Annotated in this window: 15 protein-coding genes; 7 read left to right on the top strand and 8 right to left on the bottom strand. The window is 33.2% G+C overall.

Going from position 1 to position 15,894, the window contains the following annotated elements; all coding sequences use genetic code 11:
* Position 1: 1 nt before the first annotated feature.
* The 3 genes from dnaE to ACYU7A_RS05470 all read right to left on the bottom strand — a co-directional run bounded on the left by dnaE (position 2) and on the right by ACYU7A_RS05470 (position 5,986).
* Complete coding sequence (dnaE, locus tag ACYU7A_RS05480) at positions 2–4,561, bottom strand: DNA polymerase III subunit alpha (protein WP_460574754.1); 4,560 nt, start codon at positions 4,559–4,561, stop codon at positions 2–4.
* A gap of 170 nt (positions 4,562–4,731) precedes the next feature.
* Positions 4,732–5,103, bottom strand: a complete 372-nt coding sequence (locus ACYU7A_RS05475; RefSeq protein ID WP_460574752.1) for an RNA recognition motif domain-containing protein — start codon at positions 5,101–5,103, stop codon at positions 4,732–4,734.
* Between the two features lie 133 nt (positions 5,104–5,236).
* On the bottom strand, positions 5,237–5,986 hold the full coding sequence (locus tag ACYU7A_RS05470; RefSeq protein WP_460574750.1) for a DUF6252 domain-containing protein: 750 nt from the start codon (positions 5,984–5,986) through the stop codon (positions 5,237–5,239).
* 179 nt (positions 5,987–6,165) lie between these two features.
* On the opposite strand from ACYU7A_RS05470, the gene ACYU7A_RS05465 reads away from it, so the two are divergent.
* From ACYU7A_RS05465 to ACYU7A_RS05435, 7 genes are all read left to right on the top strand, one after another.
* Positions 6,166–6,753 carry a 30S ribosomal protein S16 gene (locus ACYU7A_RS05465; RefSeq protein ID WP_460574748.1) on the top strand — a complete coding sequence of 196 codons (588 nt, stop codon included), beginning with the start codon at positions 6,166–6,168 and terminating at the stop codon, positions 6,751–6,753.
* Positions 6,754–6,765: 12 nt separating this feature from the next.
* Entirely contained in the window at positions 6,766–7,290 is a 525-nt protein-coding gene (gene rimM / locus ACYU7A_RS05460) for a ribosome maturation factor RimM (RefSeq protein ID WP_298304784.1), read from the top strand.
* Between the two features lie 59 nt (positions 7,291–7,349).
* Positions 7,350–8,063 carry a tRNA1(Val) (adenine(37)-N6)-methyltransferase gene (locus tag ACYU7A_RS05455; protein ID WP_460574746.1) on the top strand — a complete coding sequence of 238 codons (714 nt, stop codon included), beginning with the start codon at positions 7,350–7,352 and terminating at the stop codon, positions 8,061–8,063.
* A 128-nt stretch (positions 8,064–8,191) separates the two neighbouring features.
* Positions 8,192–9,370 carry an acyl-CoA dehydrogenase family protein gene (locus ACYU7A_RS05450; RefSeq protein WP_460574744.1) on the top strand — a complete coding sequence of 393 codons (1,179 nt, stop codon included), beginning with the start codon at positions 8,192–8,194 and terminating at the stop codon, positions 9,368–9,370.
* A gap of 126 nt (positions 9,371–9,496) precedes the next feature.
* Positions 9,497–10,279: a DUF3050 domain-containing protein gene (locus ACYU7A_RS05445; protein ID WP_460574742.1), complete on the top strand. Its 783-nt coding sequence runs from the start codon at positions 9,497–9,499 to the stop codon at positions 10,277–10,279.
* A gap of 32 nt (positions 10,280–10,311) precedes the next feature.
* On the top strand, positions 10,312–11,214 hold the full coding sequence (locus tag ACYU7A_RS05440; protein WP_460574740.1) for a metallophosphoesterase: 903 nt from the start codon (positions 10,312–10,314) through the stop codon (positions 11,212–11,214).
* Complete coding sequence (locus ACYU7A_RS05435) at positions 11,211–11,909, top strand: SGNH/GDSL hydrolase family protein (RefSeq protein ID WP_460574738.1); 699 nt, start codon at positions 11,211–11,213, stop codon at positions 11,907–11,909. Before ACYU7A_RS05440 ends, ACYU7A_RS05435 begins: the two co-directional genes overlap by 4 nt.
* Positions 11,910–11,949: 40 nt before the next feature.
* Here the strand turns inward: ACYU7A_RS05435 and ACYU7A_RS05430 are convergent, their stop codons facing one another.
* The 5 genes from ACYU7A_RS05430 to ACYU7A_RS05410 form a co-directional block, all read right to left on the bottom strand.
* Complete coding sequence (locus ACYU7A_RS05430) at positions 11,950–12,282, bottom strand: 2Fe-2S iron-sulfur cluster-binding family protein (RefSeq protein ID WP_460574736.1); 333 nt, start codon at positions 12,280–12,282, stop codon at positions 11,950–11,952.
* Positions 12,282–13,334 (bottom strand): NAD(P)/FAD-dependent oxidoreductase, encoded by a 1,053-nt coding sequence (locus ACYU7A_RS05425; protein WP_460574734.1) that lies wholly within the window; start codon positions 13,332–13,334, stop codon positions 12,282–12,284. Before ACYU7A_RS05425 ends, ACYU7A_RS05430 begins: the two co-directional genes overlap by 1 nt.
* A 70-nt stretch (positions 13,335–13,404) precedes the next feature.
* The gene (locus ACYU7A_RS05420) at positions 13,405–13,644 is read right to left on the bottom strand and encodes a NifU family protein (protein WP_298304821.1); all 240 of its coding nucleotides are present in this window, start codon (positions 13,642–13,644) and stop codon (positions 13,405–13,407) included.
* A 76-nt stretch (positions 13,645–13,720) separates the two neighbouring features.
* Entirely contained in the window at positions 13,721–14,851 is a 1,131-nt protein-coding gene (locus ACYU7A_RS05415; RefSeq protein ID WP_460574732.1) for an Mrp/NBP35 family ATP-binding protein, read from the bottom strand.
* Positions 14,852–15,037: 186 nt separating this feature from the next.
* Positions 15,038–15,886: a hypothetical protein gene (locus ACYU7A_RS05410; RefSeq protein WP_460574730.1), complete on the bottom strand. Its 849-nt coding sequence runs from the start codon at positions 15,884–15,886 to the stop codon at positions 15,038–15,040.
* Between the last annotated feature and the right edge of the window lie 8 nt (positions 15,887–15,894).

The raw sequence follows: 15,894 nt of genomic DNA, 5'->3' as shown, positions 1-15,894 counted from the left end.
ATTAATTCAATTTAAAATTCACCTGCAACTTCTCTAATTGTTCCAATAATTCTTTAGAAATTTTCACTTTTAGCTTTCTGCTTTTCATTTCTAATGAAGTTATTTTACGTATTTCCTCAACTTCTGTTTTGGTGATTTCCATCGCAACTTCTTCTTCATTATCGGTTTCAACTTCAATGATTTCGTCTTCTGCTTCTGATTCATCATCAGTTAATTCAGCTGACGGAATTGGCATTGGAGCAGCAACTGTTTCTATCGTTCTTTTAACAATTTCGGTTTCTACTACTTCAAAATCTACTTGCTTATCGCCTTCATTTTGTTGAAAAACAGCACTCAATTGCTGAATTAAATCTTGTCTTATATCTTTAATATTGATTTGAACTGCTAATTTTTTGGCAAAAGTTGGTAATACATCGGCTAATAATTTGGCATCAAGAAAAGTGATTCGCGGATCAGATTTCTTTCCGGTTTCGCGGTTTACCCAACCATCTTTAACATTAATTTTAAAATAAATAAACTGATTATTAACCAAGAAATGACGGAATTTTAAATACTCTTCGTCAAAAATTCTAAAATCATAACTTTCGTCATAACCTTCTAGAGTGAACATTGCCCAATCTTTTCCGTTTTTACCTGTACGATATTGCACATTGGTAACAATACCTCCAAAGGTTAGATTCTTACCAATTAAATTTCCTAAACTCTTTAAATGCGTCAATTTCACATTACAGAAATAATTCATTTCAAATCGATAATCATCAAGCGGATGTCCCGAAATGTATATTCCGACAACTTCTTTTTCTTTGGCTAATTTTTCCATTGTACTCCATTCTTCACATGGCGGAACAACTGGTTCGGCAATTTGAACATCACTAGCTTCACCAAATAAACTCACTTGTGAAGAATTTTCGTTTTCTTGAAATTTAGAGCCGAAACGCATGGCTTTTTCTAAAAATGTAATTCCTTCGCCTTCAATGTGAAAATATTGCGCACGATGTGTATCGGTAAAACAGTCAAATCCTCCGGCATAAGCCAAACTTTCAAAAGCTTTTTTATTAGCAGAACGCAAGTCAATTTTTTTAGCCAAATCAAATATCGACTTGTAAGGAGCCTCTTTTCTGCTTTGAACAATAGTATCCACAGCATTGGCTCCAACGCCTTTAACGGCTCCCATTCCAAAACGTACGGCATTGTTTTCGTTTACCGTAAATTTATAAAACGATTCATTTACATCTGGACCCAAAACTTGCAATCCCATACGCTTACATTCTTCCATAAAGAACGAAACTTGCTTGATATCGTTCATGTTATTTGAAAGCACCGCAGCCATATATTCTGCAGGATAATGCGCTTTTAGATAAGCCGTTTGATAAGCAATCCAAGCGTAACATGTGGAGTGTGATTTGTTAAATGCATAACTTGCAAAAGCTTCCCAATCCTTCCAAATTTTTTCCAAAATTTTAGCATCATGACCTTTTGCAGCAGCTTGTTCCACAAATTTTGGCTTCATTTTATCCAAAGTTGGTCGGTCTTTTTTACCCATTGCTTTACGCAAAACGTCGGCATCACCTTTAGAGAAATCGGCTAACGATTGTGATAAAAGCATTACTTGCTCTTGATAAACTGTAATTCCGTAAGTTTCGCCTAAGTATTCTTCGCAAGCATCTAAATCGTATTTTATTTCCTCTTCTCCATTTTTTCTACGAACGAATGACGGAATATATTCCAATGGTCCTGGACGATAAAGTGCGTTCATAGCAATTAAATCTCCGAAAACAGTGGGTTTTAAATCGCGAAGGTATTTTTGCATTCCAGGTGACTCATATTGGAAAATACCAACCGTTTCACCTCTTTGGAACAATTCATAAGTTTTAACATCATCAATTGGAAAAGTATCTGGATCTAATTGAATTCCGGTTCTGTACTTTACTAATTTGACCGTATCTTTGATTAAGGTAAGGGTTTTCAAACCCAAGAAGTCCATTTTTAATAATCCGGCACTTTCTGCGACCGAGTTGTCAAATTGGGTTACATATAATTCAGAATCTTTGGCTGTTGTCACTGGAACGAAATTCGTAATATCACTTGGCGTAATAATCACACCACAAGCATGAATTCCGGTATTTCGAAGTGAACCTTCCAAAACTTTAGCTTGTTGAATGGTTTCGCCTGATAATTCTCCGTCATTAGCAATGGCAATTAATTCTTTTACTCTATCAAATTCATCGGAACGTAGTGCTTTTTTGACATCTTCTTCTTTTTCTGAAATAAATCGAGCCAAATTCCATTTGGAAGGCATCATTCCTGGAATTAATTTTGCAATTCTATCGGCTTCAAAAAGTGGCAAATCCAATACACGAGCCGTATCACGAATAGCCGATTTGGTTGCCATTTTACCATAAGTAATAATTTGCGCAACTTGATTTGAACCATATTTATTGATAACATAGTCCATAACACGACCACGACCTTCATCGTCGAAATCAATATCAATATCGGGCATTGAAACCCTGTCTGGATTTAAGAATCTCTCAAAAAGCAAATCGTACTTAATTGGGTCAATATTGGTAATTCCCAAACAATAGGCAACCGCAGAACCTGCAGCAGAACCACGACCCGGTCCAACAGAAACATCCATTTTTCTAGCTTCGGCAATGAAATCTTGTACAATTAAGAAATAGCCAGGATAACCGGAATTGGAAATGGTTAGTAGTTCAAAATCCAATCGTTCTTGGATTTCTGGAGTGATTTCGCCATATCGCTTTTGAGCGCCATTCATGGTTAGATGTCGTAAATAAGCATTTTCACCTCTTACACCGCCATCGGCTTCATCTTCTGGATTTACAAATTCTTCAGGAATTGTAAATTTTGGAAGTAATACATCGCGATATAGTGAATACGTTTCAACTTTATCAATAATTTCTTGAACGTTGATAATGGCTTCTGGCAAATCAGTAAATAGTTTTTTCATCTCGTCTTCCGATTTGAAATAATATTCCTGATTTGGCAATCCATAACGATAACCTCTACCTCTACCTATTGGTGTGGCTTGTTTTTCACCATCTTTTACACATAACAAAATATCGTGCGCATTAGCATCTTCTTTGTTTACGTAATAAGTATTGTTGGTAGCAACTATTTTTACTTTGTGCTTTTGTGAAAACTCTATCAAGGTTTTATTTACGCGATTTTCATCTTCTTGATTATGGCGCATGATTTCTAAATAAAAATCATCTCCAAATTGTTCTTTCCACCAAATTAGCGCTTCTTCAGCTTGGTTTTCTCCAATATTTAAAATTTTACTAGGAATTTCACCATATAAATTTCCTGATAAAACAATGATGTCTTCTTTGTATTGCTCTACTACTGATTTATCAATTCTAGGAACGTAATAAAAACCATCGATATAAGCAATAGAAGACATTTTGGCTAAATTGTGATAGCCTTTTTTATTCTTAGCTAAAAATACTACTTGATAGCCGTTATCTTTTTTGGTTTTATCTTTATGATTGTCACAAATATTGAACTCACAACCTACAATTGGAATAATTTCATTGTCAGATGGTTCTTCTCCATTTTCAATTGCGGCTTCAATTTTGGGTTTTACTGATTTATTGTGATTCATTACAGCGCTTACAAAATGAAAAGCACCCATCATATTTCCGGTATCGGTCATAGCAACAGCAGGCATTTTTGTTTTGGCAGCAGCAGCAACCAATGAAGGAATTCCTATAGTAGATTGTAAAACTGAAAATTGAGTATGATTGTGTAAATGAGCAAATCGAGATTGTTTGAAATCTTTTTTATCAGCATCAGAAATAGATGTTTGAACCGTTTCATCTTCACTTTTTTGAAGTTTTTTTCTGATTTGTTCAGAAGCTTCTTTAAGATTGATGTGTTTCAATCCAATTAATTGAACTGATCTTGGATTTTTTAATTGAAAATCTTCGAAATATTCTGGTTCAACATCAAGTTCTTCTTTGGTAAAAACTTCGGTACGAATTAATTCTAAGAAACAACGTGTTGTAGCTTCAACGTCGGCAGTTGCGTTGTGTGCTTCTGCAAATGGTTCGTTGAAAAGATATTGATGTAATTCTGTTAATGTTGGTAATTTGAATTTTCCGCCTCGTCCACCAGGAAGTTTTAACAACGATGCGGTAACTTCGGTACAAGTATCTAAAATCGGCATTTGCGACATTGGAGAACTAATTCCCATTCGGTAGAATTCGCAACCCATGATGTTGATATCAAACCCAACGTTTTGGCCTACAATAAATTTAGCTTTAGATAAGGCTATGTTGAATTTCTCCAACATTTCTTTAAGTTGGATTCCTTGTTCTTGAGCTAATTCTGTTGAAATTCCGTGTATTCTTTCGGCATCGTAAGGAATATTGAAACCTTCTGGATTGATAAGATAATCTTGATGTTCAACAAGATTTCCCATATCATCGTGCAACTGCCATGCAATTTGAATACATCTTGGCCAATTGTCTGTATCAGAAATTGGTGCAGCCCAACTTTTTGGCAATCCTGTGGTTTCGGTATCGAATATTAAATACATCTGAAAGTAATTAGTGATAAGTGAATAGTAATTAGCAAGAAAAAACTAATTAATAATTACATTTTCAAAAGTACATTTTAAGGAAGAGATTGTCAATTTTAGTTATTAACAAAAACAAAAAAACCATCCGAATTCTCGAATGGTTTTTGTAGTATAATAAGTTTGAAAAACTAGTATCTTCCTCTGTTACCGCCACCACTGTTTCTATCGTTGTAGCTTGAACCACCACGAGAATTACCACCACCATTGTAACCACCACCACTTGGACGGTTGTTAGAAAAAGATTTTCTTTCTCCTTCTGGTTTTGGTTCTGATTTGTTTACTACAATTGTACGACCTTCTACAGTAGCTCCGTTCAATTCAGTAATTGCTTTTTCAGCTTCTTCATCGCTTTCCATTTCAACAAAACCGAAACCTTTACTTCTTCCAGTAAATTTATCAGTAATAATTTTAACAGAACTAACCGATCCGTACACTTCAAAAGACTCTCTTAAATCTGCTTCCTCAATACTCCAAGGAAGACTTCCAACAAAAATGTTCATAATTTTATTTTAAAATTCCTGTCAAAGGTAGGTTAAATAAAATGTAATCTACTATTAATTAGGTATTAATTATTATTTTAACAAAAAAGCCGTTCCCAAATTGAGAACGGCTTTTTTTATTATCTTTTATAATTTATGGTGCAGGAATAACAGGAATTTTATAAAAAGTTCCATATTGGAAGTTCACCATTTCTGGTCCAAGTGGGTTATTATTAGCGTTTATAGCATTAAATTTAAATGTACCCGTAACAGTATCTCCTGTGTTTTCCGTAATAACAACTTCTCCATTACTCCCTTCTACATTTAAAACTCTCACTTTAGCATTATTTCCACCACCTGTAATAGTTATTAAATCTCCTGCTTTGTAACCATTACCAGGAGAGGCAACTTTAACCGATGTTACAACACCACTAGTGTTTGTTATAACACTTAATGTTAATCCAGAACCTGAACCACCTGTAGTTGCATGTGAACTGTTGCACGCATAACCACCATCCAATAAAACACAATCTGGAGTATATCCTGTACCGCCTGCAAACATTTGAGTATTCATTTTAGCAACCGGTCCATTTATAATTTTAGTTTCATAATACAAATTAATATCATCAAATGATGAAGAATAAGAAGCTACAGTATTTAAATTTGTTGTTCCAAGGTAATAAGTACCTTTTGCTCCACTAGCAATATCAATTTCTACTTCTTCATCTTGTGCAAGAGCCACAAGTGTTAATGCTCCATTTGATGATCTGTATGCTTTTACATCAATACCATTAAAAAAAACATCATCTCGATAAGCCTGAAAAGCAGGATTACTAAATTTAACTTCTTCACTACATGATGCTAAAGCAAGAGTAATTACTAATATGGAAAGTATTTTTTTCATTTTGAATATATATTACAACCACAAAAATAGTTTTTTTACTGAATTGACATACTTTTTTTAACTAAAAAATCGATGAAAAAGTATTTTTTTGTAATGTATTAGTTTGAATGAAAAACTTTTATATCTTTGCACCCTTAATTAATCGAGGTCGAGTACCTCAAAATTTAATCAAAAAGATTATGTCAGTAAAAATTAGATTACAAAGACACGGTAAAAAACAAAAACCATTTTACTGGATCGTAGCGGCTGATGCTCGCGCAAAAAGAGATGGTAGATTCCTTGAAAAATTAGGAACTTACAATCCAAACACAAATCCTGCAACTATTGATTTAAACCTTGACCAAGCGGTACAATGGTTACACAATGGAGCTCAACCAACAGATACTGCTAGAGCAATTCTTTCTTACAAAGGTGCTTTATTGAAACACCACCTTGATGGAGGAGTTCGTAAAGGCGCTTTAACTCAAGAACAAGCTGATGCAAAATTAGCTGCTTGGATTGATGAAAAAGCTGGAAAAGTTGACGCTAAAAAAGACGGATTGTCTAAAAAACAAGCTGAGGCTAAAGCTAAAGCATTAAAAGCTGAAGTTGCTGCAAACGAAAAACGTGCAAACGCTGCTGCTGAAGCATTGAAAGCTGCTGAAGCTCCAGAAGTTGTAGAAGAAGAAGTTGCCGAAGAGGTTGTTGCTGAAGTTGCTGTTGAGGAAACTCCTGCAGTAGAAGAAGCTCCAGCTGCTGAAGAAGCTAGCGAAGAAACTGAAGCTTAATTTGTTGCGATAATGCGTAAAGAAGATTGTTTCTACTTAGGCAAAATCGCTAAAAAATTTAGTTTTAAAGGTGAAGTCCTTATCTATTTAGATACTGACGAACCAGAGTTATATGAAGATATGGAATCAGTTTTTGTTGAATACAACAAAAATCTGGTTCCATTTTTTATTGAAAATTGTAACCTACACAAAGGCGATTTTCTTCGAGTGAAATTTGAAGATGTCGATGATGAAGCAGAAGCTGATTCTATTATGGGTTGCGAAATTTACCTTCCTTTAAATATGTTGCCAAAACTTGAAGGTAACAAATTCTACTTTCACGAAGTTATTGGCTTCGAAATTGAAGACCAACGTTTAGGAGTTTTTGGAAAAATTGTTTCTATTAATGATACTTCAGCACAACCACTTTTTGAAGTAATCAATGGTAATGTCGAAATACTTGTTCCTATGATTGATCAGTTTTTGGTTAAAATCGATAGAGAGAACAAGAAAGTAATTATGGATTTACCAGAAGGATTGGTAGAAATGTATCTTTAATTAGATTTTTAGATTGTTGGATTTTTAGACTCCTTAGATTTTATCTTTTACAAAAAAAAATGTCAACATTCAATTTCAAACAGTTTTCAGTTCAACAAGACAAATGTGCTATGAAAATTGGTACAGATGGCGTTTTACTTGGCGCTTGGTGTCCGATTGATAACAACCCTTTTTCGGTTTTGGATATTGGTGCAGGAACAGGAATTCTTTCTTTAATGTTGGCACAAAGAAGTAATGCTGAACAAATTGATTCTTTAGAAATTGATGAGGAAGCCTACGAACAATGTGTGGAAAACTTCGAAAATTCTCCTTGGTCTGATAGATTATTTTGTTTTCACGCAGGTTTGGATGAATTTGTTGATGAACCCGAAGATGAATATGATATCATAATTTCAAATCCTCCATTTTATTCAGAAGATTATAAAACTGACAGTTCTCAACGTGATTTGGCAAGATTTCAAGATGCTTTACCTTTTGAAGATTTGATTGAAGCTGCCGATTTACTATTATCTGAAAACGGAATTTTTGCTGTTATCATTCCTTTTAAAGAAGAAGAACGATTTATTGATTTATGTGCCGAGGTAGAACTTTTTCCTGTGAAAGTTACTCGTGTAAAAGGCTCACATACCACACCTATTGTTAGAAGTTTACTTGCATTCAAACGTTACGAACTTTCTGTATTAACAGCAGACGAATTGGTTATTGAAATCAGTCGTCATGAATACACTGATGATTACATTAATCTTACAAAAGATTTCTACTTGAAGATGTAATTTCACTTTTAATAATATTCTTTCTTTTTTTCGTAAAAAAATTAACAAATTCTGAAAATTTATAACATTCGTTGAATGATATAATAAATTAGTTTATGTAATTTTGCCATCATTAAAATTTCAATCAAATGAAACCAGATTTATTTCAAGCTCCAGATTATTACTTGTTAGACGATTTGCTAACAGAAGAACATAAATTAGTTAGAGATTCTGCTCGTGCGTGGGTAAAAAGAGAAGTGTCTCCAATAATTGAAGATTATGCACAACGTGCTGAATTTCCTAAACAAATCATTAAAGGTTTGGGAGAAATTGGTGGTTTTGGGCCTTATATTCCAGAAGAATATGGCGGTGCAGGATTAGACCAAATTTCTTATGGATTAATCATGCAAGAAATAGAAAGAGGTGATTCTGGTGTTCGTTCAACTTCATCGGTTCAATCTTCTTTAGTGATGTATCCAATATGGAAATTTGGAACTGAAGAGCAAAGAATGAAATATTTGCCAAAGTTAGCAACAGGAGAATTCATGGGTTGTTTTGGATTAACTGAACCCGATCATGGTTCAAATCCAAGTGGAATGACTACGAATTTTAAAGATATGGGTGACCATTATTTATTGAATGGTGCTAAAATGTGGATTTCAAATGCTCCATTCGCAGATGTTGCTGTGGTTTGGGCAAAAGATGAATCAGGAAGAATTCACGGATTAATTGTGGAACGTGGTATGGATGGTTTTACAACTCCTGAAACTCATAACAAATGGTCACTTCGTGCAAGTGCAACTGGTGAATTGATTTTTGATAATGTTAAAGTTCCAAAAGAGAATTTATTACCAGGAAAATCTGGTCTTGGTGCTCCAATGATGTGTTTGGATTCTGCAAGATACGGAATTGCTTGGGGCGCAATTGGTGCTGCAATGGATTGTTATGACACGGCTTTGCGTTATGCAAAAGAAAGAATTCAGTTCGACAAACCAATTGCAGGAACTCAATTACAACAAAAGAAATTGGCAGAAATGATTACTGAAATCACTAAAGCACAATTGCTTACTTGGAGATTAGGTGTTCTTAGAAACGAAGGAAAAGCAACAACTGCTCAAATTTCTATGGCAAAAAGAAACAACGTTGATATGGCAATAAACATTGCTCGTGAAGCAAGACAAATTCTTGGTGGAATGGGAATTACAGGAGAATATTCTATCATGCGTCACAGTATGAATTTAGAATCTGTAATTACTTATGAAGGAACTCACGATATTCACTTGTTAATTACTGGTGCAGATATTACTGGAATTCCAGCGTTTAAATAACAGATTAAACAATAAATAAAATTGATATAAAAAGCTTCTCACATTCGAGGAGCTTTTTTACTTTTGTGTAGAATTTATTACATCCAATAAGTACATTAAATTCGTATATAATTAAAAAAAACTGCCATGAATATTGAAAATATAAATACAAGTATTCAATCTCAAAAAAATCAATTATTACAACATTCGTTATACGAAAAAGTAAAAACCATTGATGATTTGCATACTTTCTTAGAAAACCATGTATTTGCTGTTTGGGATTTTATGTCTTTATTAAAAGCACTACAGAATAAACTAACTTGCACCTCAACACCTTGGTTACCAATAGGAAATCCCGAAATACGTTATTTAATAAACGAAATTGTAGTAGCTGAAGAAACCGATTTAACCATTGATGGATTACGTCAAAGTCACTTTGAAATGTATATTGATGCTATGGAACAATGTGGCGCAAACACCACTCAAATTCATGAATTTTTAATTAACGTAAAAGCTACTCAAAACATTTTTGTATCCATCAAACAAAGTGATTTGCATCCAAACGTTAAAGACTTTTTAGATTTCACTTTTAGAGTTATTGAAGAAGGAAAAGCGCACAAAATTGCCGCAGCATTTACTTTTGGAAGAGAAGATTTAATTCCGAATATGTTTACTGAAATCTTGAAAAACTTTCAGAGCAATTTTCCTGAAACCGATTTATCAAAATTAATTTACTATTTCGAACGTCATATCGAACTTGATGCTGACGAACACGGACCAATGGCAATGCAAATGGTTACAGAACTTTGCGGTGATTCTGAACAAAAATGGAAAGAAGTTGAAGAAGTTTCTGTTCGAGCACTAGAAAAACGTATTGGACTTTGGAATGCTATTGAAGAGCAAATGGAAATGAGACTTGAAATGGTATAAAATTTATATCTTTATCAAGTAAATTTTACCTTATGTCATCTCAAACAAGATTAACACGCGCCTACAAAGAAGCCAAACGAATTCAATTTAACAATCAAGATAAATTTATTCTGTTTAGTGATTGTCATCGTGGCGATGGAAGTTTTGCTGATGACTTTGCTAATAATCGCAATATTTATGTTCACGCTTTAAACCAATATTACAAAAACGGGTTTCAATATGTAGAACTTGGTGATGGTGATGAACTATGGGAAAATTTATTTTTCAAAGATATTTTGGAAGCCAACAAAAATGTTTTTTTATTACTAAAGAAATTCTATTTGCAAAAAAAACTTCACATGATTTATGGAAATCATGATATGGTTTATAGAAATCCTTCTATTGTAAAAAAGAATTTTGCAGAATATTTTGATACCGGCGAAGGAAAAAAAATGCCTTTGATGCCCGATTTAAAATTTCATGAAGCTATCGTTTTAGAAAACTCAGAAACAGGTCAAGAATTATTTTTAACCCACGGACATCAAGCCGATTTTTTTAATTATGTTGGTTGGAAATTCAATCGTTTTTTTGTGAGAATTCTGTGGAAACCTTTGCAAGTTTGGGGAATAAAAGACCCAACTAGTCCGGCTAAAAATTATCTTGAGTCCATAAAAGTAGAAAGAAGAATCAAAAAGTGGATAGCTGATAATGGAAATAAAATCACAATTGTTGGACACACACATCGTCCACATTTTCCAAAACCTCATGAAAACTTATTAAATTTTTTCAATGACGGAAGTTGTGTTCATCCAAGAAATATTACCGGAATTGAAATTGAAAACGGCAAAATCGCTTTAGTTAAATGGTTGATAGACACTAACAATGATGGCGTTTTACAAATTGTAAAAGAATATATTGAAACTCCTGTAGATTTAATTTCGTATAAATCATTATGAAACATTTACTTAAAATAAGTTGTTTACTATTATTTACTTTACTTGTTAGTTGTTCAGCAAATGACACTGTGCAAACATCATCAAGTGGAAAAACAATTAAATATTTAGCTCTTGGAGATAGTTACACCATAGGACAAAGTGTTTGTGAGATCTGTCGCTTTCCAATTCAATTGCAAAACGAACTTAAAAATAATCTTACCTCTAAAGATGTTTTCGTAACCAATGTTATTGCACAAACAGGTTGGACAACTACCAATTTAAAATCTGCAATTGCTTCACAAAATCCAACAAATGATTATGATTTGGTAACTTTATTAATAGGTGTCAACAATCAATATCAAAACAGACCTTTCAGTCTATATGAACAAGAATTTCCAGAATTGGTAAACATTGCCATTGATAAGGCAAAAGGAATAAAAGCAAATGTAATTGTAGTTTCAATACCAGACTATGCCTACACACCTTTTGGAAATGGAAACACAACTATTTCAACGCAAATTGATGCTTACAACGCTTTTGCAGAAAATTATTGCATTCAAAATAATATCACTTTTGTGAACATCACTGATATTACTAGACAAGGATTAACACAGCCTAATTTGGTTGCCAGTGATGGTTTGCATCCTTCAGAACTTGCCTATACTAAATTTGTGGAAAGAATTTTTCCTAAAGCGAAAGTGGTTTTAGGGTTGTAAAAAAAGTGATGCTTCGACTGGCTCAGCAGGACAAATTGAATTATTGTTCTGGTGCAATTTCGAGTTCTAGTCCATCTATTTCTTCGGTAATTCGTATTTGACAACCTAGTCTAGAATTATCTTTTACATGATAAGCTTCCCAAAGCATGGCTTCCTCATCAGGATTTCTTTCAAGTGAAATTACATCATTTAAAACATAACATTGACAAGAAGCACACATTGCCATTCCACCGCAAATACCAACAGTTCCTTCTTCGGCTAGTTCATAGGCACGAATCAATTCCATGATGTTCATGTTCATGTCGGTTGGAGCTTGAACTTCGTGTCGTTCTCCGTTTCTATCGGTTATGTATACTGTTACGTCTTTTGGCATTAGTCAATCGATTTTACAACTGCTTTTTCAGCTTCTTTTCTAGTTCCATCAAAACCGTCTACTCCTGAAACCGTAGTGTATTTTAAAACATATCGTTTTCCTGGATTAATTCTTTGGTAAACACTCTGGCACATTAACGTTGCTTCGTGGAAACCGCACAAAATCAATTTCAATTTTCCTGGATAAATATTTACGTCACCAATGGCGTAAATTCCGTCGATGTTGGTTTGATAATCTAAAGCGTTGTTTACTTTGATGGCGTTTTTCTCAATTTCTAATCCCCAATTGGCAATCGCTCCTAATTTTGGAGTCAATCCGAAAAGCGGAATAAAATAATCGGTTTCAAAAACTTGTTGCACGCCTTCGTTTTCTAAAACAATACTTTCAACATGGTCTTTTCCGTTAATAGCTACAACTTCTGCTGGAGTAATCAAGTTGATTTTTCCAAGTTTTTTCAATTCTTGTACTTTTTCAACTGAATCTAAAGCACCACGGAATTCGTTTCTTCTATGAACCAAAGTAACTTCGGAAGCCACATTGGAAAGGAAAATACTCCAATCTAAAGCAGAATCTCCACCACCTGCAATTACAATTCGTTTATCACGGAATAATTCTGGATCTTTTACAAAATATTCTACTCCTTTTTCTTCGTAGAAAGTAATGTTTTCTAATTGTGGTTTTCTTGGTTCAAAAGTTCCTAAACCACCTGCAATAGCAACTGCTTTTGCGTGATGTTTTGTTCCTTTATTAGTAGTAACTATAAAAGTTCCGTCTTCTAATTTATCAATAGTTTCAGCCGTTTCAGCCAAGGTAAATCCTGGTTGAAATTGTTTGATTTGTTCCATTAAATTCGTCACTAAATCACCTGCTAAAACTTCAGGATAACCTGGAATATCAAAAATTGGTTTTTTAGGATATAACTCTGCCAATTGTCCTCCTGGTTGTGGAAGTGCGTCAATAATGTGACATTTTAATTGTAAAAGTCCAGCTTCAAAAACGGTGAAAAGTCCTGTTGGACCTGCGCCTATAATAAGTATATCAGTTTCGATCATTTTTTAAGTTTCAAAGTCGCAAAGTAACAAAGTGAAAAGGTCTTTAAATATGATTTTTATCATACAAGAATTATGCAATGTTTTCAACTGTTTCAATTTGAGGAGCATACTTTTTTATTGTAGTTTCAACTCCTGCCTTTAAAGTCATTTGATTTACACTACAACCTGTACAAGCACCTTCAAAACGTACCTTCACGTGTTTTTCTTCATCAATAGAAACCAATGAAATATCACCACCATCAGAATTCAAAAAAGGTCTGATTTCTTCTAATGCTTTTTCGATATTTAAAGTCAATTCTTCGTGTGTCATCTTTTTGGAATTTTGGATTACTAGAATTTTGGATTGTTGGACTTCAAAAAATCTAACAATCCAAATATCTACAAATCTATTTTTTTACAGCAGAACATCCTGCCATTGTTGTTATTTTAATTGCTTCGGTTGGTGCAAGATTTTCGTTTCTGTTTACTGTTTCTTGAACCACATTTCTTGCGATTTCTTCGTATATTTTTTCTAAAGGTGAAGCAGTTTGTAAAGCTGCTGGACGACCGTAATCACCTGCTTCGCGAATACTTTGCACCAATGGAACTTCTCCTAAGAATGGTACTTGTAAATCTTCTGCAAGATTTTTGGCACCTTCTTTTCCGAAAATGTAATATTTGTTATTTGGCAATTCTTCTGGTGTGAAATAAGCCATGTTTTCTATAATTCCTAAAACTGGAACATTGATGGCTTCACTTTGGAACATTGCAACTCCTTTTCGAGCATCTGCTAAAGCTACATTTTGAGGTGTACTAACTACAACCGCACCAGTAATTGGTAAAGCTTGCATAATTGACAAGTGAATATCACCTGTCCCTGGAGGTAAATCGATTAACATGAAGTCTAATTGTCCCCAATCGGCGTCAAAAATCATTTGGTTTAATGCTTTAGAAGCCATTGGTCCACGCCAAATTACTGCTTGACTTGGCGAAGTGAAAAATCCGATAGAAAGTAATTTTATTTCATAACTTTCAATTGGTTTCATTTTAGACTTTCCGTCCACTTCTATAGAAATTGGTTTTTCATTTTCTACATCAAACATTATTGGCATACTTGGCCCATATATATCGGCATCAAGAACTCCAACTTTGAATCCCATTTTAGCTAAAGTTACAGCTAAATTTGCTGTAGTTGTAGATTTTCCAACGCCACCTTTTCCGGAAGCTACCGCAATAATATTGCTAATTCCTGGAATAGATTTTCCTTTAATTTCGTTTGGATTTTCTTTAGCTTCAACTTTGATATTTACTTTCACATCCGCATTTGGAGAAAATTGTTCGTGAATTAGTTTTCTAATATCGTCTTCAGCTCTTTTTTTGATGTGCATTGCTGGAGTTGAAATCAATAAATCAACTACAACCTCATCGCCAAAAGTGATTACATTTTGAACCGCACCACTTTCAACCATATTTTTTCCTTCGCCAGCAATAGTAATTGTTTCTAATGCTTTTAGGATTTCTTTTCTATCTAACTTCATCTTCTTGTTTAAAAGTTTATGAGTTTAAAAGTTTAAAAGTTGACTAACTTTTTATTTAAACTGAATATGAATTGCAAAGATAGTAAGAAGTTTAAAAGTATGATAGTAACAAGGTTTAAAGTTTTGTTATAATAAGATAGTTTGATTCTATTGTTTTGTGAATTTTTGAAGAATTAGAAAATATTATTAATTATTTAAAAATATTCTTTTTTTAAAATCCTCAAAGTAACGAGGATATGAGCCACTATGAGTGTCCCTATAAAAATCTAATAAATATTCTTGATTAAATTGAGCTTTGTTTATTGCACCATTAATTTCATTTGAATAATAAATGTTTTTACCCTCAAGATATTTCACTCTGATTTTAGTTTTAAAACTTCCTTTATATTTAATAATTGCAATAGCTGTATAATGTTTAGGTTCTAGCAAAAGATTCATTGGTCCTAAACAACCATTTATATTATTATGGAATTCAATTGGTTTCCATATTCCGTCAATGTCTTTGGCTTCTTGTATGATTTTTAGCCCATCTATTAAACTACCCATAATTATTCCTTTATTTGAATTATTATAAAACAAAACAGGATATGAAGAAACTGATTTCACTTCTAAATTTCTAATTGAACCAAAAGGCAACTTATTTTTAAAAAAAGGCTTCTTTATACTATCTTTCAATATTGTATCATTAACAGAAAATAATAAATTTTTATATGCAATTCCTTTTGATGTAAATACATAAGATGTGTCAATTATGATTTTTAAATCTGTTCTAGAAAAAACAGTATCAAATTTATTATGAACAAATTTTAACTTTTTTTCATCAAAAACAAATCTTCCATAATTATTAGTAAGAACTTTTGAACTGGAAATAAAATTAACAGCTATAATTGGTGAACGATTTTGTAACATCTCCTTACTATTAACCTCAACTACATTTTCCTGCTTTGGAACAATCAATCGTGGCAAATCATTTTCATTTTTTTTAGAGCAAAAGAAAAACAAAATGATAAAAAATATTGAAAGAAGTTTTTTCATTTTCAAAA

Source organism: Flavobacterium koreense (assembly GCF_054776075.1).
This window is presented reverse-complemented; position numbering and strand designations above follow the sequence as displayed.

Bases quoted from the DNA above. Each gene is read 5' to 3' on its own strand.
- dnaE (WP_460574754.1), bottom strand. From the start codon at position 4,561: ATGTATTTAATATTCGATACCGAAACCACAGGATTGCCAAAAAGTTGG.
- ACYU7A_RS05475 (WP_460574752.1), bottom strand. From the start codon at position 5,103: ATGAACATTTTTGTTGGAAGTCTTCCTTGGAGTATTGAGGAAGCAGAT.
- ACYU7A_RS05470 (WP_460574750.1), bottom strand. From the start codon at position 5,986: ATGAAAAAAATACTTTCCATATTAGTAATTACTCTTGCTTTAGCATCA.
- ACYU7A_RS05465 (WP_460574748.1), top strand. From the start codon at position 6,166: ATGTCAGTAAAAATTAGATTACAAAGACACGGTAAAAAACAAAAACCA.
- rimM (WP_298304784.1), top strand. From the start codon at position 6,766: ATGCGTAAAGAAGATTGTTTCTACTTAGGCAAAATCGCTAAAAAATTT.
- ACYU7A_RS05455 (WP_460574746.1), top strand. From the start codon at position 7,350: ATGTCAACATTCAATTTCAAACAGTTTTCAGTTCAACAAGACAAATGT.
- ACYU7A_RS05450 (WP_460574744.1), top strand. From the start codon at position 8,192: ATGAAACCAGATTTATTTCAAGCTCCAGATTATTACTTGTTAGACGAT.
- ACYU7A_RS05445 (WP_460574742.1), top strand. From the start codon at position 9,497: ATGAATATTGAAAATATAAATACAAGTATTCAATCTCAAAAAAATCAA.
- ACYU7A_RS05440 (WP_460574740.1), top strand. From the start codon at position 10,312: ATGTCATCTCAAACAAGATTAACACGCGCCTACAAAGAAGCCAAACGA.
- ACYU7A_RS05435 (WP_460574738.1), top strand. From the start codon at position 11,211: ATGAAACATTTACTTAAAATAAGTTGTTTACTATTATTTACTTTACTT.
- ACYU7A_RS05430 (WP_460574736.1), bottom strand. From the start codon at position 12,282: ATGCCAAAAGACGTAACAGTATACATAACCGATAGAAACGGAGAACGA.
- ACYU7A_RS05425 (WP_460574734.1), bottom strand. From the start codon at position 13,334: ATGATCGAAACTGATATACTTATTATAGGCGCAGGTCCAACAGGACTT.
- ACYU7A_RS05420 (WP_298304821.1), bottom strand. From the start codon at position 13,644: ATGACACACGAAGAATTGACTTTAAATATCGAAAAAGCATTAGAAGAA.
- ACYU7A_RS05415 (WP_460574732.1), bottom strand. From the start codon at position 14,851: ATGAAGTTAGATAGAAAAGAAATCCTAAAAGCATTAGAAACAATTACT.
- ACYU7A_RS05410 (WP_460574730.1), bottom strand. From the start codon at position 15,886: ATGAAAAAACTTCTTTCAATATTTTTTATCATTTTGTTTTTCTTTTGC.